The 20,300-nt window shown below is 69.2% G+C and carries 20 protein-coding genes and 2 pseudogenes; 12 read left to right on the forward strand and 10 right to left on the reverse strand.

All coding sequences use genetic code 11. The features are described 5' to 3' along the window. Positions 1–31 precede the first annotated feature (31 nt). Both SALPAC4_RS0116950 and SALPAC4_RS0116955 read left to right on the forward strand, forming a co-directional pair. Positions 32–1,942, forward strand: coding sequence for a glycosyltransferase family protein (locus SALPAC4_RS0116950; RefSeq protein ID WP_019871325.1), 1,911 nt, complete (start codon positions 32–34; stop codon positions 1,940–1,942). Positions 1,943–2,136: 194 nt separating this feature from the next. Next, the gene (locus tag SALPAC4_RS0116955; RefSeq protein ID WP_223874769.1) at positions 2,137–2,676 is read left to right on the forward strand and encodes a hypothetical protein; all 540 of its coding nucleotides are present in this window, start codon (positions 2,137–2,139) and stop codon (positions 2,674–2,676) included. A 124-nt stretch (positions 2,677–2,800) separates the two neighbouring features. Here the strand turns inward: SALPAC4_RS0116955 and SALPAC4_RS0116960 are convergent, their stop codons facing one another. Further along, a complete protein-coding gene (locus SALPAC4_RS0116960; RefSeq protein ID WP_019871327.1) occupies positions 2,801–4,666 on the reverse strand; it encodes a hypothetical protein in 1,866 nt (621 codons plus the stop codon). Positions 4,667–4,872: 206 nt separating this feature from the next. On the opposite strand from SALPAC4_RS0116960, the gene SALPAC4_RS0116965 reads away from it, so the two are divergent. The 5 genes from SALPAC4_RS0116965 (at position 4,873) to SALPAC4_RS0116990 (ending at position 9,480) form a co-directional block, all read left to right on the forward strand. Then, entirely contained in the window at positions 4,873–5,541 is a 669-nt protein-coding gene (locus SALPAC4_RS0116965) for a response regulator transcription factor (protein ID WP_018732683.1), read from the forward strand. Next, positions 5,538–6,707: a sensor histidine kinase gene (locus SALPAC4_RS0116970; protein WP_018737518.1), complete on the forward strand. Its 1,170-nt coding sequence runs from the start codon at positions 5,538–5,540 to the stop codon at positions 6,705–6,707. The genes SALPAC4_RS0116965 and SALPAC4_RS0116970 overlap by 4 nt, the downstream gene beginning before the upstream one ends. Before the next feature lie 243 nt (positions 6,708–6,950). After that, positions 6,951–8,384, forward strand: a complete 1,434-nt coding sequence (rox, locus tag SALPAC4_RS0116975; RefSeq protein WP_019871328.1) for a rifampin monooxygenase — start codon at positions 6,951–6,953, stop codon at positions 8,382–8,384. A 41-nt stretch (positions 8,385–8,425) separates the two neighbouring features. Beyond that, positions 8,426–8,800: a VOC family protein gene (locus SALPAC4_RS0116980; RefSeq protein ID WP_019871329.1), complete on the forward strand. Its 375-nt coding sequence runs from the start codon at positions 8,426–8,428 to the stop codon at positions 8,798–8,800. A gap of 245 nt (positions 8,801–9,045) precedes the next feature. Continuing rightward, positions 9,046–9,480, forward strand: coding sequence for a VOC family protein (locus SALPAC4_RS0116990; protein WP_019871331.1), 435 nt, complete (start codon positions 9,046–9,048; stop codon positions 9,478–9,480). Between the two features lie 44 nt (positions 9,481–9,524). On the opposite strand, the gene SALPAC4_RS0116995 is transcribed toward SALPAC4_RS0116990, so the two are convergent. Continuing rightward, positions 9,525–10,841, reverse strand: coding sequence for a UDP-glucose dehydrogenase family protein (locus SALPAC4_RS0116995; protein WP_019871332.1), 1,317 nt, complete (start codon positions 10,839–10,841; stop codon positions 9,525–9,527). Between the two features lie 181 nt (positions 10,842–11,022). On the opposite strand from SALPAC4_RS0116995, the gene SALPAC4_RS0117000 reads away from it, so the two are divergent. From SALPAC4_RS0117000 to SALPAC4_RS0117015, 4 genes are all read left to right on the forward strand, one after another. After that, positions 11,023–12,261, forward strand: coding sequence for a sensor histidine kinase (locus tag SALPAC4_RS0117000; protein WP_019871333.1), 1,239 nt, complete (start codon positions 11,023–11,025; stop codon positions 12,259–12,261). Continuing rightward, positions 12,258–12,923: a response regulator gene (locus SALPAC4_RS0117005; protein WP_019871334.1), complete on the forward strand. Its 666-nt coding sequence runs from the start codon at positions 12,258–12,260 to the stop codon at positions 12,921–12,923. Before SALPAC4_RS0117000 ends, SALPAC4_RS0117005 begins: the two co-directional genes overlap by 4 nt. A gap of 77 nt (positions 12,924–13,000) precedes the next feature. Then, positions 13,001–13,741, forward strand: coding sequence for an alpha/beta hydrolase (locus SALPAC4_RS0117010; RefSeq protein WP_019871335.1), 741 nt, complete (start codon positions 13,001–13,003; stop codon positions 13,739–13,741). Beyond that, positions 13,738–14,907, forward strand: coding sequence for an acyltransferase family protein (locus tag SALPAC4_RS0117015; RefSeq protein ID WP_027644324.1), 1,170 nt, complete (start codon positions 13,738–13,740; stop codon positions 14,905–14,907). Before SALPAC4_RS0117010 ends, SALPAC4_RS0117015 begins: the two co-directional genes overlap by 4 nt. On the opposite strand, the gene SALPAC4_RS0117020 is transcribed toward SALPAC4_RS0117015, so the two are convergent. After that, positions 14,870–15,682, reverse strand: a complete 813-nt coding sequence (locus tag SALPAC4_RS0117020) for a class I SAM-dependent methyltransferase (protein ID WP_019871337.1) — start codon at positions 15,680–15,682, stop codon at positions 14,870–14,872. The genes SALPAC4_RS0117015 and SALPAC4_RS0117020 overlap by 38 nt on opposite strands. A 389-nt stretch (positions 15,683–16,071) precedes the next feature. On the opposite strand from SALPAC4_RS0117020, the gene SALPAC4_RS0117025 reads away from it, so the two are divergent. After that, positions 16,072–17,469, forward strand: coding sequence for an MFS transporter (locus tag SALPAC4_RS0117025; protein WP_033664801.1), 1,398 nt, complete (start codon positions 16,072–16,074; stop codon positions 17,467–17,469). Positions 17,470–17,544: 75 nt separating this feature from the next. Here the strand turns inward: SALPAC4_RS0117025 and SALPAC4_RS28570 are convergent. The 7 genes and pseudogenes from SALPAC4_RS28570 to SALPAC4_RS0117055 form a co-directional block, all read right to left on the reverse strand. Further along, positions 17,545–17,724, reverse strand: a pseudogene (locus SALPAC4_RS28570) (hypothetical protein); the annotation flags it as partial. A gap of 168 nt (positions 17,725–17,892) precedes the next feature. Next, positions 17,893–18,093 (reverse strand): DUF397 domain-containing protein, encoded by a 201-nt coding sequence (locus SALPAC4_RS0117035; RefSeq protein ID WP_019871340.1) that lies wholly within the window; start codon positions 18,091–18,093, stop codon positions 17,893–17,895. Positions 18,094–18,242: 149 nt separating this feature from the next. Further along, positions 18,243–18,650, reverse strand: a complete 408-nt coding sequence (locus SALPAC4_RS0117040; protein ID WP_019871341.1) for a hypothetical protein — start codon at positions 18,648–18,650, stop codon at positions 18,243–18,245. A gap of 7 nt (positions 18,651–18,657) precedes the next feature. Then, positions 18,658–19,301: pseudogene (locus SALPAC4_RS28575) on the reverse strand (hypothetical protein). After that, entirely contained in the window at positions 19,298–19,558 is a 261-nt protein-coding gene (locus tag SALPAC4_RS0117045) for a hypothetical protein (protein WP_019871342.1), read from the reverse strand. Before SALPAC4_RS0117045 ends, SALPAC4_RS28575 begins: the two are co-directional and overlap by 4 nt. 2 nt (positions 19,559–19,560) lie before the next feature. After that, on the reverse strand, positions 19,561–19,824 hold the full coding sequence (locus SALPAC4_RS0117050; RefSeq protein ID WP_019871343.1) for a hypothetical protein: 264 nt from the start codon (positions 19,822–19,824) through the stop codon (positions 19,561–19,563). A gap of 179 nt (positions 19,825–20,003) precedes the next feature. Next, positions 20,004–20,204 carry a DUF397 domain-containing protein gene (locus SALPAC4_RS0117055; RefSeq protein ID WP_019871344.1) on the reverse strand — a complete coding sequence of 67 codons (201 nt, stop codon included), beginning with the start codon at positions 20,202–20,204 and terminating at the stop codon, positions 20,004–20,006. Between the last annotated feature and the right edge of the window lie 96 nt (positions 20,205–20,300).

Here is a 20,300-nt window from a genome sequence, read left to right on the forward strand (position 1 = left end):
GTGATTTCCGCTCAGGTAGACTCCGCCGATTGTGACGCCTGCTGACACCCGCGCCGACCGCGCCACCGTGGCCACGTCCGAGCCGGTCGATCTCAACAGCGCGAGTGCCTTCCCGCTGAACGGTGTCGCTGACGGGGACCGGAAGCCAAGGCCCAACCCTCCGGTGACGGACCCGGGTCGCCGTCGGTTCCGGCTGCCGTCGTGGACGCCCCGACGGCAGCACTCGGTGGTGGTCGGCGGGTTCCTGCTCGCCGCGCTCTGGGTGACCAGTCAGATCTGGGTCGACCCAACCGGCCGGGTGGCCGCGCTCTACAGCAGTGACCCGGCGCAGGTGCAGTTCTTCCTGGCGCACTCGGTGCGGGTGGTGCTCCACGGGGAGTTCCCGTTCTTCACCGAACAGTTCAACTACCCGGACGGGGTCAATCTGATGGCCAATACGGCCATCCTCGCGCTGGGCATCCCGATGGTGCCGGTGACGCTCCTGTTCGGCCCGGCGGTGACCTTCGTGCTGCTGGTCACCCTTGGACTCGCCGGCACCGCGACCGCCTGGTACGTGGTGCTCAGCCGGCACCTCGTGCGCAGTCGACTGGCGGCGGCGGTCGGCGGATGGTTCTGCGGGTTCTCCCCGGCGATGCTGTCGCACGCCAACTGGCACCCCAACATCATCAGTCAGTTTTTGCTGCCGTTCATCGTGTGGCGGGTGCTCGTCATCACCCGGTCCCAGCGTCCGTACCGGGACGGCCTGCTGCTCGCCCTGCTGGTTGTCGTGCAGGCGTTCATCAACGAGGAGATCCTGCTCTTCACCGCGATGGCGTGCGGAGTCTTCCTCGCCGCCGTGCTGGCGCAGCGGCCCCAACTGTGGCGGGCGGCGTGGCGGCCGTTGGCGAAGTCGCTCGCCACCTGCACGGTGGTGGCGGGCGCGCTACTGGCGTACCCGCTCTACGTGCAGTTCGCCGGGCCGATGGCGTACCACGGGCTGAGCGACGCGGTCCGGGACTACGGCAACGACATCGCCGCGTTCGTCGCCCCGGGCTCGCCCACCCTGGGCGGGGACGACGCGGCCAACACCGGCCTCGCCCCGAACTACTCGGAGGAGAACGCCTTCTTCGGCTGGAGCCTCTCCCTGATCGCCGTCGGCATCGTCCTGTGGCTGCGCCACGACGTGGTCGTGCGGGCCCTCGCGGCGACCGGGATCTTCTTCGCGGTGCTCTCCCTCGGCGAGCGGATCTCCTGGTGGGACCAGGAGATCGGGGTGGGACCGTGGGAGTGGCTGGTTCGGCTGCCGCTGCTGGACGCGGTGGTGCCGACCCGGTTCGGGCTCATCACCACCGTCACCGTCGGGCTGTTGCTGACGCTCGCGGTTGACCGGTCCCGAAGGCTGCCGCTGCCCCGGCGCACCCTGCGGCTGCGCACCGCCGCCGGGCTGGTGCTGGCGTTGTTGCCGATCGCGCCCATGCCGCTGGCGGTGACCTCCCGACCACCGGTGCCGGAGTTCATCACCGCCGACCGGTGGCGCGGCTACGTGGCGGAGGACCAGACGCTGGTGCCCATTCCGGTGCCGAGCATGGGTAACACCCACGGCATGCGCTGGGCCGCCGCCGCCAACCTCGACTTCAAGATCCCCGGTGGCTACTTCCTGGCGCCGCGCAACGCCAACACCGGCGACCCGGGCCGGTTCGGCGGCCGCCCCAGCGGGCTCGGTGAACTGCTCAGCGAGGTCGCCAGCACCGGACGTGCGCTGCAACTCGACGACCGGCAGCACCGGCGGGCCCTGGACGACCTGCGGCACTGGCGGGCCGCGATCCTGGTCCTACCGGTGGACCAGCATCACGCGGAGCCGCTGCGGCTGACCGTCGAGCAACTGGTCGGTCCGGGCAGGCGCGAACTGGACGTCTGGATGTGGGACGTCCGCGCATTGACGGATCCGGACCCGGCAGCCTGAGGCCAGACCTTACCGCCGCCGGGACCCCAGGTTCACCTGCTCCGACTGGGTGTTGGCGGGCGGCTGGTTCATGATGGCGGCGGGGCGTGCCGGTTCGGCCCTGGGTTCGGTCGAAGGAGCCGGCCGGCGCTGCTTCGGAGGCGCCGCCATCCGACGGGGCTGCTGGGATAAGACTCCTATGCTTCGATATGCGGATGAGCGCGGAGCTAATCGCGGCAGCGGCCGTTGTGATCGGTGCGGCAATTGGTGTTGGTGGCGCGCTGCTCGGCGCTCATGTCAACAGCCGTCACCAACGGGAGCTCGCGCGAGCGGAGCGAGCAGCAGCGCAACGAGAGGATCAACGGAACGTGTGCGCCGGCTTCCTCGCCAACCTCGACATCTATCTCATGACTGCGGACGAGATGGCTTGGGCCAAGCCAGGTGCCCGGCGGGCGGGCAGTGACGCAAAACAAGCAACGAGCGAACTAAAGGATCACTACTGGTCAGCTTGGACTGCCCTCTTGTCGGCCAACTCGGCTGTACAGCTTGCTGTGGCTCTCGACGTACGCCAGCAGGCCAAGAGAATCACTAGCTCCGCCTATGACGTAGACGCGTGGATTTGGAACCTCACTCACGGTGGCGAGCGGATTGCGGGGGAGTACGGTACCAGTCGGGACGAGCTGCTGAGGCAACGCGAGGAATTCATCGCTCTCGTGTCGGGTCGTGAGATGCAACTCACCGGGACGCCAGACTGATCGCGCTTCAGCGTGGACTCGACGGCCAGCCGCGTACAGCAACACGCCACCGGTTCCGAGCCGTCCTGACCAGAACCATCACCGTCACCGGCGAGTGGCTCTAACCGGACTTGTGAAACGCGCCTTAGTCGACCAGGGGACGGACGTCCCAGAGCCAGACATCGTCCACCCGCTGCGGTGCGCCGAGCAGCGACGTCATCAGGTCGCGCAGCACCGCCTCCCGGGGGTGGGCACCGAGCACCACCACCGAGGCCCGCCAGTACCGCAGGTCCTCGACCGCCTGTCGCCGCTCGACGTCGGTGATGTGTGGCGTGGCGTTCTTGCCCATCGTGGAGTAGATGAGGCGGGTCGTGGGCCGGTTGTCCGCCCCGAAGATCCCTTCCCCCTGCTCGTTGGGGCCGATGAAGTACCCGCCGGGAACGGGGAACGCGTGCTGGGTCAGCGCACTCCAGCGCAGCGTGGAGAGGCCGTGCACGTTGCTCGGAATCGGTACCGGGACCAGGGTGCGCCCCTCGGGCACGTACGGCTGCCAGCCGCCGGTGGTGATGAAGTGCGGTGGGGGCGCCACCGCCTCCACCGGCAGCGGCCGGGGAATCAGCGGCAGCAGGGCCAGCGTGATGGCCGCGTAGCCGACCGGGCGTCGCCACCGCAGCGGGAACCGCAGCAGCTGGCCGGAGCGCCGCGTGGGCGCCGGGGAGCGGCCGGAGCGCGGCGCGGGCACCGGCGGCCGGCCGGTCCCGGTGACGGCGTCCCACGCGACGGCGAGCAGGATCCCGATCGCGGCGGCCACGATCAGGCTCAGCCGGGTCGGCATCATCATCTCGACCAGCGGCAGCTCCTCCGACACGTACGCCCACGGGCCGTTGATGTCGGTCTCGACGCCGTCGAAGCGGATCGCCGGGCCGAGGGAGGCCACCGTGAACACCACCATCAGGACCGCCAGGACGCGGGCCACCAGGCTGCGGCGGACCAGCAGCAGGAGGGCCACCACGGCCAGGATCACCAGCGGCCAGCCGAACCAGCTGTTCTGCTCGGTCACGCCGATCGTCTGCTCCACCGCCGCGTCTCCGGCGAGGGTGTCCCGGGGGAAGGTGACGAAGGCCTTCAGGTCCTCGCCCCAGCTGTGGAAGACGCCGCCCTGTAGGCCGCGGTAGGACTGCGGACCGTTGAACTGGAACCAGATCGGGTACGCGGTGAGCAGCAGCGCCAGGCCGCCACCGGTGCCGAGGGCGGCGGCGAAGGTGCCGCTCTGCCGTCGGGCGGCCCCCGGCCGCAGCACCGCGTAGGTGGCGACGACGACGAGGCAGGCCAGCGCGGTGAGCAGCAGCATCTCCTCGTTGATGAAGATCTGGTACGCCACCAGCAGGCCGAGCAGGATGCCGTTGCGTCGCCAGCGGCCGGGCTCACCGAGCCGCAGCACGCGGAGCACGATCAGCGGGAGCAGGAAGTTGGAGGCGAAGTTGGGCTGGCCGTTGGCGTGGTGTACGACGCCGGGTGCGAAGCCCAGGAACGCGCCGCCGACGAACGCGGCGGCGCGGGAGCGCACCAGGTGCCGGGAGAGGACCCAGTAGGAGGTGCCGGCGGTGGCGGCCAGCGCGGCGCCGAGGTACAGCACGTACGTCACCTGGGGGCCGACCAGCATGGTCAGCGGCGCCAGCGGCAGGGTCACCCCGAGTAGTGAGGTGTTCGCCATCATGTTCACCCCGACCGGCGCGTTCTGCCGGGTGGTGAAGAGCGGGTTCTCCAGGTGCCACACCGAGTACGCCCCGTGCGCGAAGAGCCACTCGAACCAGCTGTGGTCGGTCGGCAGGTGGGCGGAGACCCGGTTGGGAATGTCTCCCCAGTGGTTGAGGCAGACCAGTACGCCGAGGGCCAGATAGACGCCGATGGCCAGGACGTCGGCGCGGGCGGGACGCCAGCGGGAACGCCGGGTCGGCGCTTTTGCCACAGTGGACGTGGCGGCGCTGGTCTCTGGCACGGAGTCAACCATCGGCGCGGGCACGACGCGCCATCGTACAGGCGCCTCCGGGGTGGACCTGCCGGCCCCGGTCACTCTCGGTCGCGGGGCTGTCCCGTCCCTGGTCGTGCGCGGTTCGGTCCCGGTCGTGCGGTGTCCCACCCCCCGGTCGCGCACCGACTCGTCGCTGGCGGCGAAGCACTAGGTTGTCGGGGAGTTTCAGGCGCGAGGAGGCTGGGATGCGGGTACTGGTTGTCGAGGACGAACGCAACCTCGCCGACGCGATCACGCGGGGGTTACGCAAGCGCGGCATGGCGGTGGATGTCGCGTACGACGGTGACAGCGGGCACGAGATGGCCTTTGTCACCCGGTATGACGTGGTGGTGCTCGACCGGGACCTTCCCGGCGTGCCTGGTGATCAGATCTGTGCCGAGCTGGCCGCCTCCGGCACCCTGACCCGGGTGCTGATGCTGACGGCCAGCGGGACGGTCGCCGACCGGGTCGAGGGGTTGCAGTTGGGCGCGGACGACTACCTGCCCAAGCCGTTCGCCTTTGACGAGCTGGTCGCCCGGGTGCAGGCGTTGGGTCGCCGTGCCACCCCGGCCGCTCCACCGGTGCTGGCGGTGGCCGACCTGGTGCTCGACCCGGCTCGCCGGACGGCCACCCGGGCCGACGTGCCGTTGGACCTGACCAACAAGGAGTTCGGTGTGCTGCATGAACTGGTCAAGGCCGGTGGCGCGGTGGTCTCCAGCGAGGAGCTGCTGGAACGGGTCTGGGACGCGAACACCGACCCGTTCACGACCATCGTCCGGGTGACGGTGCGTACGCTGCGCCGTAAGCTCGGCGACCCACCGCTGATCGAGACCGTGGTCGGCGCGGGCTACCGCGTGGCCGAGGCGGCGGCGTGACCGCCGGCCGTGGCATGCGGCCCACCCTGCGCCTGCGGTTGACCCTGCTCAACGGGCTACTGCTGGTGGGCGCCGGGGTGATCCTGGTGTTGCTGGCCTGGCTGCTGGTACGCGACGCGCTGCGCCCCACCGACGAGCTGCTTCCCGGGACGACGGTGGTGCTGGCCGACGGTCGTTCCCTGGACGCGGCCGAGTGGCAACGGCAGCTGGGCGATACGGCGAGCCGGGAACTGCTGGCCAAGGGGCTGGCGGCGCTGCTGGCGATCAGCGTGGTCGGGGTGGTCGGTGGCTACCTGGTCGCGGGCCGGGCGCTGCGCCCGCTCTACCAGGTCACCGCCACCGCTCGACGGCTCGGCGAGACCACCCTGGATCAGCGCATCTGCTACTCGGGTGCGGACGACGAGGTGGCCGAGCTGGCGCAGACCTTTGACGCGATGCTGGACCGGATCGCGGTCGCCTTCGACGCGCAGAAGCGCTTCGTCGCCAACGCCTCGCACGAGCTGCGCACTCCGCTCGCCGTGATGCGCACCGAGATCGACGTGACGCTCAGCGACGACGAGGCGGACACCGCCGAGTACCGCCGGATGTCAACTGTTGTGCGGGACGCCTCGGAGCGGGCCAACGGCCTGGTGGACGCGCTGTTGGTGTTGGCCCGCAGCGAGGCGCAGGCCGGCCATCGCCTCGCCCGGCGGACGGAGTGCGACCTGGCTGCCGGCACCGCCAACGCGTTGACGGCGGTACGTCGGGAGGTGGGGCGGATCGGTCTGCAGGTGGAGACCTCGCTCGAGCCGGCGCCGGTGGTCGGCGACCCCGGGCTGCTTGACCGGCTCGCCGGGAACCTGGTCGAGAACGCGGTGCGCTACAACCATCTGCACGGCCGGCTCTGGGTGCGGACCGGTTCGGATGGCCGGCGGTCCTGGCTGGTGGTGGGCAACACCGGCTTCGAGGTGGACCAGGCCGATGTGCCGGGGCTGTTCGAGCCGTTCCGGCGGGGCGGCCGGGAACGGACCGGTGCCCGCGGCTCCGGTCTGGGGCTCTCCATCGTCCGGGCCGTCTGCGACGCGCATGGTGGCGTGGTGAAGGCGATCGCGCAGCCGGGCGGTGGCTTGGAGGTGACGGTGCGGCTGCCGGCAGCAGATGGGCCGGGTCCCGGTGTTACTCGATGAGGTGGCAGCGCGCTTCGATTTGGGGGTGCGCTGCGAAACTTGGCAGTGCACATCTCCCTGCCACTCTTAACATATAGCACATAGGGGGTCTTGCGGCAAGACCCCCTTATTGCCGCAGAATCGTCGGCCGAAGCCAGTACCTGTGGAATCAGGGATTCGCGACACACACGTGTGCGCGGGTTCGCGCCATCAATTCGGTGGAGGGCTGGCCGAAACAAGTGTCGACGAATGGGGGCAGTTTTCATGTTTGACGTGATCATTGTTGGGGGCGGGCCGACCGGCATGATGTTGGCCGGTGAGCTGCGGCTGCACGGAGTGCACGTGGTGGTGCTGGAGCGGGACACCGAGCCGCCGGTGATTGTCCGCTCGCTCGGGCTGCACGTGCGCAGTATCGAGGTGATGGACCAGCGCGGCCTGCTCGAGCGCTTTCTCGCGAACGGCCAGCAGTACCGAATCGGTGGCTACTTCGCCGGCATCACCAAGCCGTGGCCCGACAACATGGACACCGCGCACGGGTACATCCTCGGTATCCCGCAGACCAGCACCGAACGACTCCTCGCCGAGCACGCCGCCGAGGCCGGCGCGGATATCCTCCGTGGCACCGAACTCGTCGGCCTGAGCCAGGACGAGGAAGCGGTAACCGCGGAACTCGCCGACGGCACCAAGCTCCGTTCCCGCTACCTCGTCGGCTGCGACGGCGGCCGCAGCACCGTTCGTAAGCTGCTCGGCGTGGACTTCCCCGGCGAGCCCACCCGGTTCGAGACGTTGCTGGGCGTCATGGAGCTGACCGCGGCACCGGAGGAGGTCACCGCGGTGATGACCGAGGTCCGCAAGACGCAGCTCCGGTTCGGGGCCGGCCCGGTTGGCGACGGGGAGGGGCTGTACCGCGTCGTCGTGCCCGCCGCCGGGGTGGCCGAGGATCGCACGACCCCGCCGACGTTCGAGGAATTCCAGCAGCAGCTGCGGGTGACCGCCGGCACCGACTTCGGGGTGCACTCACCGCGCTGGCTGTCCCGGTTCGGTGACGCCACCCGGCTCGCCGAGCGCTACCGGGTCGGCCGGGTGCTGCTGGCCGGCGACGCGGCGCACATCCACCCGCCGCTCGGTGGGCAGGGGCTCAACCTCGGCATCCAGGATGCCTTCAACCTCGGCTGGAAACTCGCCGCGGAGATCGGTGGCTGGGCGCCGAGCGGGCTGCTGGACAGCTACCAGGCGGAGCGACACCCGGTGGCCGCCGCCGTACTGGAGAACACCCGCGCGCAGACGGAGCTGATCACCCTCGAACCGGGCCCCCAGGCCGTGCGCGCGGTGGTGGCGGAGCTGATGGACTTCGAGGAGGTGAACCGCTACCTGATCGAGAAGGTCACCGCGATCTCGGTCCGGTACGACTTCGGCGAGGGGCACCACCTGCTCGGCCGGCGGTTGCGCGACGTGGAGCTGAAGCAGGGGCGTCTCTACGGCCTGATGCACCGTGGCCGGGGAATGGTGCTCGACCAGACCGGCCGGCTTTCGGTGGCCGGCTGGGCCGACCGGGTCGACCACGTGGTGGACGTCAGTACCGAAGTGGACGTGCCCGCGCTGCTGCTGCGGCCGGACGGCCACGTGGCGTGGGTTGGCGACGATCAGGAGGAGCTGCGCACCCAGCTGCAGCGATGGTTCGGCAACCCGTCGGCGTAATACGGTTGATCGACGGACTGGGAACGGGGTAGCAACCTCCTATGCCGACATCCGTACGTAACGTCTGTTTCGACGCTGTTGACCCGTACCAGCTCGCCACCTTCTGGAGCCAGGTGCTGGATCAGCCGATCGCCGCCGAGTGTGCGCCGGGCTTGGAAGAGGCGTACCTCGATGCGGTCGGGGGGTCGAGCCTGTACTTCCAGCGGGTGCCGGAGAGCAAGGCCGGCAAGAACCGGGTCCATGTCTGCCTCACCCCCGAGCTCAAGCGGGACGAGGAGACCGAACGGGTCATGGCGTTGGGCGCGACGCTTGTCAGCGACCACCGAAACCCCGACGGCACCGGATGGGTGGTGTTGGCCGACCCGGAGGGCAACGAGTTCTGCGTTTTACGCAGCAACGCCGAGCGGGCCAGCTGAGGAGGAGTTGTGAAGGTCGTCATTCCCGGTGGGACTGGTCAGGCCGGCACCGTCCTGGATCGGGCGTTGACCACCCAGGGGCACGAGGCTGTGCTGCTCACCCGGACTCCGGGGTGAGCGCCAGACCTACCGGGATGGCGGCATGCTTGGCGGGGCGGCGTGGGGTCTTTCTTGCTCTTCTGCCACGGTAGCGCCGCCGCGGAAATGGGGTCGCGGCATCGCCACCCGACGCCTACGGTGGGCTGATGCCATCGGTCAAGCAGGTCCAAATCACCTTCGACTGCGCGCAGCCGGAGCGGGTAGCACGGTTTTGGTGCGAGGCGCTGGGATACGTCGTGCCGCCGCCTCCCACGGGTTTCGCCACCTGGGGCGACTTCGAACGTACGTTCCCACCGGAACGGCAGGGTTCGGCGTTCGCCTGCGTCGATCCCGCTGGTGTGGGGCCGCGGCTGTTCTTTCAGCGCGTTCCGGAGGGAAAGGCGGTGAAGAATCGGCTGCACCTCGACGTGCGGGTCGGAACCGGGCTCGTCGGTGCCGAGCGGGTGGCCGCCCTCGAGGCCGAGTGCGCCCGGCTGGTCGCGCTCGGCGCGGTGCGGGTGCAACTCCTGCCCGCCGACGGCCACAACGAGTCGTGCCTGGTGATGCAGGACGTCGAGGGCAACGAGTTCTGTCTCGACTGAGACCCCGCCCGGTCAGCGTCCGTGACCCGCGGGGGTCGCACGGGTCAGGACTGGTAGCCGAGCCCGTGCACGGTCCATCCCGCGGCTCGCCAGCGGGGACCGGAGATCACGCCACGAGTGTCCAGCAACACTCGTCGCGCCGCACCGTTGGCGATCAGGTGGGGGTCGAGGGCGCCGAATTCGGGCCAGCCGGTGCCGACCACGATCAGCTCGGCGTCGAGGGCCGCCTCGGCCGCCGTCGCGGCGTAGCTCAGCTGCGGCGCGGACTGCCGGGCCATCGCCAGCCCCTGTGGGTCGTACGCGGTGACCTGCGCCCCGGCGGCGTGGAGCCGGACGGCGACGTCGAGCGCGGGGGAGTCACGCACGTCGTCGATGCCGGGTTTGAAGGCCGTACCCCACAGCGCGATCCGCCGTCCCCGTACCTCGCCGTTGAGCGCGGCGGTGGCCAGCGCGACAGCGCGGGTACGCATGTGCAGGTTCACCCCGTCTACGCCGCGCAGAAACTCGGCGGCGGCCGTCACGCCGCCCCGCTCGGCCTGGGCGGTGAAGGCGTGCAGATCCTTGGGGAGGCAACCGCCGCCGAAGCCGAGGCCGGGCTGCAGGTACTGGTGCCCGATGCGCGCGTCGTGGCCGATGGCGTCGGCCAACTCGGCGACGTTCGCCCCTACCACCGCGCACATCTCGGCGACGGCGTTGACGAACGAGATTCGGGTGGCCAGGTAGGCGTTGGCGGTGGCCTTGACCATCTCGGCGGTTATCCGGTCGGTGACCACGAGCGGGCAGCCGTGGCCGTTGGTGATCGGCGCGTAGAGCAGTCGTAGGGTCTCTTCGGCCTCGGTCGAGGCGACGCCGAGGACGATCCGGTCCGGGGTCAGGGTGTCGGCCACCGCGGTGCCTTCGCGGAGGAACTCGGGGTTCCACGCCACCTGAACGTCGTCACCGGCGGGGGAGAGCTTCCGGGCCTGGGCCTCGACCACCTCGGCGGTGCCGGGCGAGACGGTGGACTTGCCGACGATCAGGCAGGGGCGCTGGAGGTGCGGGGCCAGTCGCTCGATCGCCGCGCTGATCTGGGTCAGGTCGTAGGTGCCGTCCAGGCCGGAGGGGGTGCCGACCGCGAGGAAGTGCACATCGCCGAAGGCAGCCGCCGCCGCGAAGTCGGTGGTGAAGCGAAGTCTTCCGGTGTCGAGATTGCGGGCCAGCAGCACATCGAGTTCCGGTTCGTGAAACCAGCCCCGCCCGGCGTTCAACGTCTCGACCTTCTCCGGGTCGATGTCGACCCCGATGACCTCATGCCCGATGTCGGCCATCCCGGCGGCGTGGGTTGCGCCCAGGTGCCCCGACCCGATGACGGTGACCTTCAACAGCCGCCCTCCTTCCCGGTGCGAGTCGTCGTTGACGACAGCGGACTGTAACCCGCGGAACGGAGAGTTTCGTGCTGGAAGGGGTACCTGCTGCGGGTGTTTCTTCCGGGTCGTGGAGATGCGCTCTGGACCCAGACTGTCTTGTCCCCACCCGGCCGGAGTGTGACAGTACCCTGACCGTATGCCGGTAACCGCAGCGCTGCGTGACTTGGTGCGGGCGGTCGCCACCGGCCACGACCCGAACCCCGGGGACGCTGCCGCGTCGGGTCGGGTTCGTCGGTTGGCGCGGCTGCGCCCGCAGCTGCGGGTGTTGGCGCCGGTGGTCGCGTTCCTCCTGTGGCTCCTCACGATGGCGGCCCTCGCGCCGTACCAGGTCGGCAGACTCGAGACGATCCTCCTCGCCGCCCTGACCGCGGCGCCGGTGGCCCTGCTGCCCCGCCGGGCGCTGCTGGCGTGGCGGGTGGCAGCGGTAGCCACCCTGGTCAGTGGCGTCAACGGACTGCACGAAGCCGGTGCCCCCTGGCCCGGCAATCCGGTGCTGATCCTGGTCTACCTCGTCGTGCTCGTCGCGGTCGGCTACCGCCATCCGCTGGGGGTGCTGTTCTGGGTCTGGGTGTTCAGCATCGCGATGTCGCTGGCGTTTCTCGACTCGGGCGTCGGCTACGGCAGCATGTTGCTGGTCAGCGGCGTTCTGGGGGTGGGCCACCTGCTGGGCCGGTGGGCGCAGGCGCGCGCCGGCCTGGTCGTCGAGCAGGAACGGGGTGCGATGCTGACCGAGCGGACGCGCATCGCACGGGAGCTGCATGACGTCGTCGCGCACCACATGTCCCTCATCGCGGTGCGGTCGGAGACCGCTGCCTACCGCCTGAACGAGCTGTCGCCGGCGGCGCGCGCGGAGTTCACCGAGATCGCGGAGTCATCCCGGGAGGCGCTCACCGAGATGCGGCGGCTGCTGGGCGTACTGCGTGCCCCACAGGAGCAGCCGTTGAAAACGCCTCAGCCCAGCCTCGCGGAGCTGGATGCCCTCGTGGCGGGCGCGCGGGCAGCCGGAACCCCGGTCACGGTGTCGGTGCAGGGTGTGCTCACCGGTGTGCCGGACTCGGTGGGGCTCTCCGCCTACCGGATCGTGCAGGAGGCGCTCTCCAATGTGGCCCGACATGCTCCGGGTGCGCCCACTGACCTCACCCTGCACCGGAACCGGCACGAGTTGATCATCCGGGTCCGCAACGCGGTCAAGGTGGACCCCAACGGCCGCCCGGTGCCCCCGCCGGTCGCCGCCGTGACCGGCGCGAGCGGCAGCCACGGCCTGCTCGGGATGCGCGAGCGGGTGGCCATGCTGCACGGCAGCCTGCGCGCCGACCAGACCGACGACGGTGGATTCGAGGTGCGGGCGACGTTGCCCCTGGAGAGTCAGTCATGATCAAGGTGTTGCTCGTTGACGACCAGGCGATGGTCCGGGAGGGGTTCGGGGCGTTGCTCACCGCCCAGGAGGACATGGTGGTGGTGGCGGACGCCGCCGACGGTGAGCAGGCGGTCGCCGCTGCGCGCCGGCACGACCCCGACGTCATCCTGATGGACATCCGGATGCCGACAATGGATGGGTTGACCGCAACGCGTCAGATCTTGGAGGTGCCCCCTGGTGGGCGTCGACCGCGGGTGCTCATCCTGACCACCTTCGACCTGGACGACTACGTGTTCGAGGCGCTGCGGGCCGGAGCGAGCGGGTTCCTGCTGAAGGACGCGCCGGCCGCCGACCTCATGCATGCGGTCCGGGTGGTGGCCGCGGGTGAGGCGCTGCTCGCTCCCTCGGTGACCCGGCGGCTCATCGCGGACTACGCGAGCCGCGCGCGGCCGCGCCGAGCCGAGCCGGATTTGATCAACACCCTCACCCGGCGCGAGGCAGAGGTGCTGCGGCTGATCGCGCGCGGACTGTCAAACCAGGAGATCGCGGCGGAGTTGGTGCTCGCCGAGCAGACCGTGAAGACTCACGTCAGCCGCGTGCTGATGAAGCTGAACCTAAGAGACCGGGCGCAGGCGGTGGTCTACGCCTACGAGAGCGGCATGATCAACCCGGGTGAGTAGGTAGTACCGGGGTACCGGTCCGGGTTGGCGCTCGCGGGTGACGCTTCCGAGGACGGTCCCTACCTAGCGTCGCTGCCATGAAGCGATGGTTGTTGCGGCTGCTCGTCGCGGTGCTGCTGGCCGCCGCCTGCCCGGCCCCGAGCCCGGCGGCGATCGGCGCGCCAGTGGTGCGGACCGTGGGTGATCCGGATGGGGCCGATCGGATTGTCGTGCTGGTGCCCGGTGCGGCCACCACACCGGAGAATTTTGACCGGGGGCACGGGGGCGTGCTGCGGCGCTCGCCGCACTGGCAGGCCCGGCAGCTGCACGCCGTGTGTGGCGGGCGGGTCGCGGTGGTGGCCTGGCTCGGCTACGTGCCGCCCGGCGGCCTCGACCTCGCCGCGATCCGGTCGGAGCGCGCGATGGCTGGAGCGACCGCCCTGACCGAGTACGTCCGGCAGCTCGCCACGGCCCGGCCGGACACGGCGATAACGGTGATCGGGCACAGCTACGGCTCCCTGGTCCTCGCCTACGCCGCGGCCCGGCTGCCCGTTCAGGTCACCGACCTCGTGGCGCTGGGAAGCCCCGGGCTCGATGTCGGTGCGGCCGAACAGCTGGATACCGAGGCGCGGCTCTGGGTGGGCAGCGCCGACGATGACTGGACCCGGCGTATCCCCGAGGTGCGGATCCTTGGCCTCGGTCACGGCGCGGACCCGAGCCGGCCCTCGTTCGGCGCGCGGACCCTGGATGTCACGGGCGCCGAAGGTCACGACGGGTACTTCCTGCCCGGCACCACCGCACTGGAGAGTCTCGCTGCCGTGGCGTTGGGGACAGCATGATTGCGAGATCGCTCACCGCTCGCCCTGTGGCGGCCACGCTGGCCGGCCGGGACCGCTCCATCGACGTGCTGCGTGCCCTGGCCATCGCCGGCGTGGTGCTCGGCCACTGGCTGGTGACCGCGTTCGTGCTCACCGGGTCGGGGCTGCGGGTGGCCAGCCCGCTGGCGTACCTGCCCGTCCTCACCCCGGTCTCCTGGCTGTTGCAGACCCTCGCGGTCTTCTTCTTCGTCGGCGGGTTCGTCGCGGCGGGTGGGCTGCCGAGGGCGAGCAGCTACCGGGGGTGGCTGCTGGCGCGGATGAATCGGCTCTTCCGTCCGGTGCTGGCTTTTCTCGCCTGCTGGGCGGTGGCGGCCCTGGTCTGGATGCCGGCCGCTGACCCGGAGTCCGTGCGCACCGTCCGGGTCATCGTGCTGAGCCCGCTGTGGTTTGTCGTGGTGTACGCCGGGCTCATCGCCGTGACCCCGCTCGTGTGGAGCCGGCCCGGCCGAGCCGTCGTGGCGCTCGTGGCGGCGGTCGCCGTGGTCGACGTGGCGCGGCTCGGGCTCGGCGGCCCGTCCTGGCTCGGTTGGGTGAACGTGGCGACCGCCTGGCTCGTACCCTTCTGTCTCGGGGTTGCCTGCGCCCGCGGGGCCCGGCTGCCGGCGGTCGGGCTGCTCCTCGGCGGGATCGTGGCCACCGCCGCGCTGGTGCACTGGTGCGACTACCCCGCCAGCCTGGTCGGTGTGCCCGGCCAGGGCCGGTCCAACCTCAACCCGCCCACCCTCGTCGCGGTGAGCTTCGGGCTGGCCCAGGTGGGGATGGCCCTGCTGCTACGTGGCCCGCTGACCCGGCTCGCCCGCCGCCCGTTGGTCTGGGCTGTCGTGGGCGCGACGAACCTGTCCGCCATGCGGATCTTCTTGTGGCACCAGACCGCGCTGGTGGCGGTGACCCTCTTCGCCCTGGGCTCCGCCCCACTGCCCGGACTGCACACCGCGCCCGACACGTGGTGGTGGATCCTCGCCCGCCTCCGCTGGCTGCCCGTCTTCGCAGCCGTCCTGCTGGGCGGGCTGTGGCTGGGTACCCGGATCGGCGCGGGGCGGCGTCCCCGAAAGGGCCGATCGGTCACACCCCAGGCTTCGGCGCGGTGGTCTACTCCGCTTCTGCGCTGCTTCGGACGGCGATCGTGAGGACGTGGCCGCTGGCGCCGAGCAAACTCGGCTCATCTTCCACCGAGCGCATCATTTCCAGCAGCAGGCCGGTCAGGTCGGGGCTGGCCAGGATCTCGGCCAGTCGCGCCCCGGTCATCCCCAGCGGGCCCTCGACCGAAACCCGCCGCCGTACGAGAAGGCCCGCCTCCGTCGCTTCACCGGCCAACTCGTCCGGATGGTGGAAGTAGGCGCTGGTAAACCACCGCTGCGTGTCGCCGATATTGCGGTGCACTCCTTCGGCCAACGTGCGCTCCACCATGGGTCGGAACTGTGCGTCAGTGAAGTAGCCCTTCACGAAACCGTCGAACAGCGACGCGAACCGGCTGATGGTGGCTCCCACGACCACGCCGCCAGCACGTACGACACGAGCCGCTTCCCGCCAGACAGCAACGCGATTCGTCCGCTCCGGCAGGTGATACAGCGGCCCGAGCAGCAAGACCGCGTCCACGCTGCGATCGGGGGCGGGTAAGGCCCGGGCATCCCCGAGGACGGCGGTCACACCGGGGCAGGCTGCCGCCTCAGCCACATGCTCGGGCACCGGGTCGACAACCCGGACGTGGTAGCCGGCCTGCGCCAGCGGAGCGGCGTAGACCCCGGTCGCACCGCCCACGTCCAGCAAGGCCGCTGGTGCACCCGGGAGCACCCGGGACAGGACATCCCACGTGCGCAGGAACTCCAACCGGCCCGGGCCGGCAGCGAGCCGATCCCGCTCGCCGCCCCGCTGGTAGTACTCCAGGATTTCGGGCTTCAGCACACAGCAGATCGTGTTACGGCTGACCGTCGGCGGGCAACCAAGTTCCTGCGGTCGGTACCTGTGTTCACACAGATACCGAACATCGAGTGTCCCCCGAACGGGTGAAATGCAGATACGTACTGCGCACATCACCAGTGAAGGGCAGAAGACCTCGTCGTACCGGAGCTTCGTCCTCACCTCGCCGCACGACGCACCACTGTGGTCGGACCGCGATCGGGCTCTCCCATGCTCATGATCTTGAAAAGGTTCATGCAGCTACACGCCGACGAACAGCGCGGCTCGGCGATTACCGGGAATCACCCGGACCGGCCGGGGCTGGTGTGTGACAGTGCGAGACGTGCCTACGTGCACCTCGGGCATCCGACCACTTCACAACGTGAGGAAAACCCGTGTTACTTCGCCTGCACCACTTTCGTCACCTGGCCGGGAGTGCTTCACCTCACGGAGCCGCAGTGCAGGCCAAGCTGACGTTGGTCGCGGCATCCTTCTGTATCTTCCTGGTTCAGCTCGATTTCTTCGCGCTCAACCTCGCGCTGCCGAAGATGGCGTCGGAGCTGCGCACGTCTCCCACCAACCTGCAGTGGGTGATCAGCGCCTACATGCTCTCCCTGGCGGCGTTCCTGATTCCGGGCGGACGCCTCGGCGACATCCTTGGCCGCCGACGCATTCTCGTGGTCGGACTCGTGATTTTCGGCCTGAGTTCCCTGGGTGCCGCCCTGGCCCCCAACGCGGGGACCGTCATCGCCTTCCGGACCGTCCAGGGAGTCGGCTCCGCCATCATCTTCCCGCTCGCCATCGCCATCGTTACGAATGCTTTTCCCGCGGAGCGGGTGAAACGGGCGATCGGCTACGCCTACGGCATCGGTGCCGTGTCGATGGCGCTCGGCCCTCCCTTCGGCGGTGGGATAACAGAGCTGGTCGTCTGGCGGGTCGTGCTGTTGGTGAACGTACCGTTGAGCATTATCGCCATCGCGATCGTCGCCGCTGGCGTGCGTGAATCACGCGACCCTACGGTGCCGCGGTCGATCGACCTGCCCGGCCTGGCCCTGGTGGCGGCTGGGATCGCCCTGGTCACGCTCGCGGTGGACCTGGCGAGCAGTTGGCAGCCCCTCGCCACGGCCGGGATCGCCGTGGTCGGGCTGCTGGTTCTGGTGGCGTTCGTGCAGCGCGAGCGGTTGGCGAAGTATCCCTTGGTCAAACTTGAACTGTTTCGCAACCGTCCCTACGTCATGGTGACCCTGATGGGGACGGTCGCCAACCTCGCTCTCGTCATCGGAGTGTTCGGTAGCACGGTCTATCTCCAACAAGCGGAGGGCCGCTCGCCTCTCGCCGCGGGTCTGATTCTTCTCGCCGCCTCGGTGGCCACCGGAATCGCCGGTCCGATCTCAGGGCACCTCGGCGAACACCTGAATATTCCGGTAGTGATGGGCGTAACTGCGGTGACCGGTGGGATTGGCCTGTTCGTGGTCTCCCTCGGCGGTGGTTTCGAAACCTACCTGCCCGGCCTCGCGTTGTTCGGATTCAGCTACGGCGTCGGGTACGCGATGTCCAACATCGGCACGCAGTCGGTTGTCGCCCGGGAGTTGGTGGGCGAAGCGTCCGGTGTCACCCTCGCGATCGTTATCGGGGTCTCCGGCCTCGCGGTAGCGGCCGCGGCGACACTGATCGACATCCAGTCGAGAAGTATGGGGCTCACGGAGGCCATCGAAGACATCATGCGGTGGACTGCGGCCGGAAGCATCGTGGCCTCCGGGCTGCTCCTCCTGGTAGCTCGCCGCCGACCATGACCGGCACGAGACTGCCGGAGGACCGCGCGCCATCCCCGCACCAAATGCCCGCGCTCGGTACCTGTGTTCACACAGCTACCGGTATTCGGCGGCAGTCCGTTCGGCCTCGGCGACGAACTCGTCAAGCTGCTCCGGCGTCAGGTGGGAGTCCTGCAGAAGCTGGCCCAGGATGAACACCTCAACGCCGAGCGCGACGTCTGGGGCGATCTTGTCGGCCAACTCGGGTTCACCGAGAGCAGCGCGGATCAGCCCTTCCGGCGGCCTCCGCAGCGATCAATCTTCGGCCGTGGCGACGCGGTGGGTGCGGTCGGGGTATCTGCCTGCGAGCGACTGGCCGCCGTGGTGACCAAGTGCTCGAAGACTCGGCTGCACTCCCTGGCCTGATGGCCTTCGGGATTGCGGCTACCCGGACCTGCCGCGTTGTCAGGCGCGCGGCGATCCGTCTTTGACTCTCGCTACGAATGCAGCCCAGGCGTCGGGTGCGAATTTCAGCGCCGGGCCGGCAGGGTCTTTGCTGTCGCGTAGCCCGACGACGCCGGGCAGGTTGTCGGCGACCTCGATGCAGTTGCCGCCGTTGTTGCTGCGGGTGGACTTGCGCCAGGTGGCACCGGTCAGGTCAGGCACGGGAGTACTCCTCTGCGGCTTACTGGATCAAGCGGATGGAGTGGGACTCGTTCAGGGCGCGGTTGGCATGTCGGCCCAGATGTTGTGGTGAATGGCATTCACGTGCGGCTTGTCGAGGTACATCGCGCCGGTGCGTCGTGCGCGAGTGGCTAGACCCGGCTGGCCAGGGCTGATCCCTCCGCCAAGAGGCCGTCCAACTCCTCGTCTGAGATGGCACCAGCGCCGAGCGTGTGCAGGATGGTCAGGCCCTGGACCCGCCCGGCCACATTCGGGTCGATGTCCGAGTCAATGTTTGGATCGAGAGCAGCGTGGATCAGCTTCTCCGCACTGGTCGCATCGGTCTCGGGACCACCTGTCGTCGTGCTTCGCATCTCGCTGACGAACCGGATTACCTCGTCCTGGCTGGCGCCGTGCGGGAAGCGGCGGTTCACCGCGAAGTAGAAGACCGCGCCGAGTAGCGTGCCGAAGCCTTCCCAGCCCTGGTCATCGAGGCGGGCTTCGATGCGGTCGTTCTCGGCGTGCTCGCCTTTCACCATCGTGCGAATGTAGGCGACCATGTCAGGACTAATCGTCACGACGTTTCCTCTCCCGATGCTTCTTGGTCATGTTCCACAGCCCCTTGAGACCGACGGCCACCGCTCCGGTCGCCATGATTACCGAGGCGACTGGGTGCTCCAGATGTGGTCGATCTGCCGGTGTAGCGGGCTTTGGCTGGGTGGTGGACGTTGAGGTGCCGCCGGGGCTGCCCTTCGTCTGCTGGACGAATTCACGGAACCCCGCTGTCGCTGCCTTCTCGGCGTTCTGAAGGTTACCTTCTGTCTGATCTGCCTTCTTGACGTGGCGTCGAAGGAATGCCTCCGCTCTGCTGCCTCGATTCTCCGCCTCAGCAGCCAGACGCTCGCCCGAGGGCGATGCCTCACCGGGGCGGTTGGGACAGCGCCGGGAGCGATGGCGTTCGCATAGGCGGCGAGGTGTCCGGCTGCGTTGCTGGTCAGGCGACCGAGCCGGCCCGCCTTGTCCGCAGCGGTACGGCTCTGCGTCACCGCCTCTCGACAATCTTGGTGATCGGTGCCTTGGCTGATCTCGGCAAAACGGCGATGGCTCTGACCGATCTCCTCCTGCGCGTGCGTGGCGGTGACGGCGAGCGTGTCGAGCCGTTGGATCGCCGCGTTGAGCTGGGCCGCGACCTCTGCTACGAGGCCGCTCATTCGAGCGCTTTCAGGAACCCTGTTGCCCCGTCCTTGGCGGCCGCGACTGTCCGCAGTGTCAGCTCCACTTCGCGAGTCGCATCGGCGAGCGCCCTGCGGGCCTCTTTCGCCTCCGGATGTTGGCTGTCGTGGAGGGTGGCCAGCGCGAGGCCGCTCACCTCGGCCAGGTCGGCACCGATGCTCTCGATCGTTGTCTTGGCCTGGTTGAGTGACTGGTTGCCGTTTCGAAGCTCCGCCTTGACGTCACCGATGCTCACGGTCAGCCCAGGACGCTGACGTACTGGCGTGCAGCGTGGGAGCTGCCCTGAAGTGTCGTGGACGCCTCGATCAGCCGTTGCTTGCTCTGCTCGGCGCGGCTGATTGCCTCGGCGAGAGCGGGGTGACCGGTGCCAGCGGCCACCAGCCGCAGCCGGACGAGCACTTGTTCGGTGCCGTCGATGGCCGCCCGGATCTGGTTCTTGGTGGCGTTGCTTTGCTCGGCTGCCTGGGCGAGTGCGGCCTTAACTTGCTCGATGTTGGCCATGCCGTCCTTCCCGGTTGATCGTGAGGACGCGCGAGACGGATTGGCGCGTCTCTGTGGCGAGACGAACACTATCCGGCATAGACCAAGCTTGTGCAGCCCCGTGTTCAGCGGCGTGGATGGCAAGAGCAAGGCTGCCCACCCGGGAGGGCGCGCAGCCTTGTGGAGGTGGCGTTACCGGGTCAGTGGTGCGAACCTTCGGCTTTGGTGGCTCGGATGAAGGTGGCCCAGGCTGTCGGGGAGAAGGTCAGGATCGGGCCGCTCGGGTCCTTGCTGTCCCGGAGCCCGACAATGTCGGAAAGGTTGTCGGCGACCTCGACGCAGTCGCCGCCGTTGTTGCTGCGGGTGGACTTGCGCCAGGCGGCACCGGTCACGTCATGCATGGGAGTGCTCCTCTACGACTTGCTGGATCAAGCGGATGGAGCGGTACTCGTTCAGGGTGCCATCGCGCGATGGACGACTGCCATCTCCTGGCACCC

Source organism: Salinispora oceanensis (assembly GCF_000383575.1).
In the GTDB taxonomy this organism is placed as follows: domain Bacteria; phylum Actinomycetota; class Actinomycetes; order Mycobacteriales; family Micromonosporaceae; genus Micromonospora; species Micromonospora oceanensis.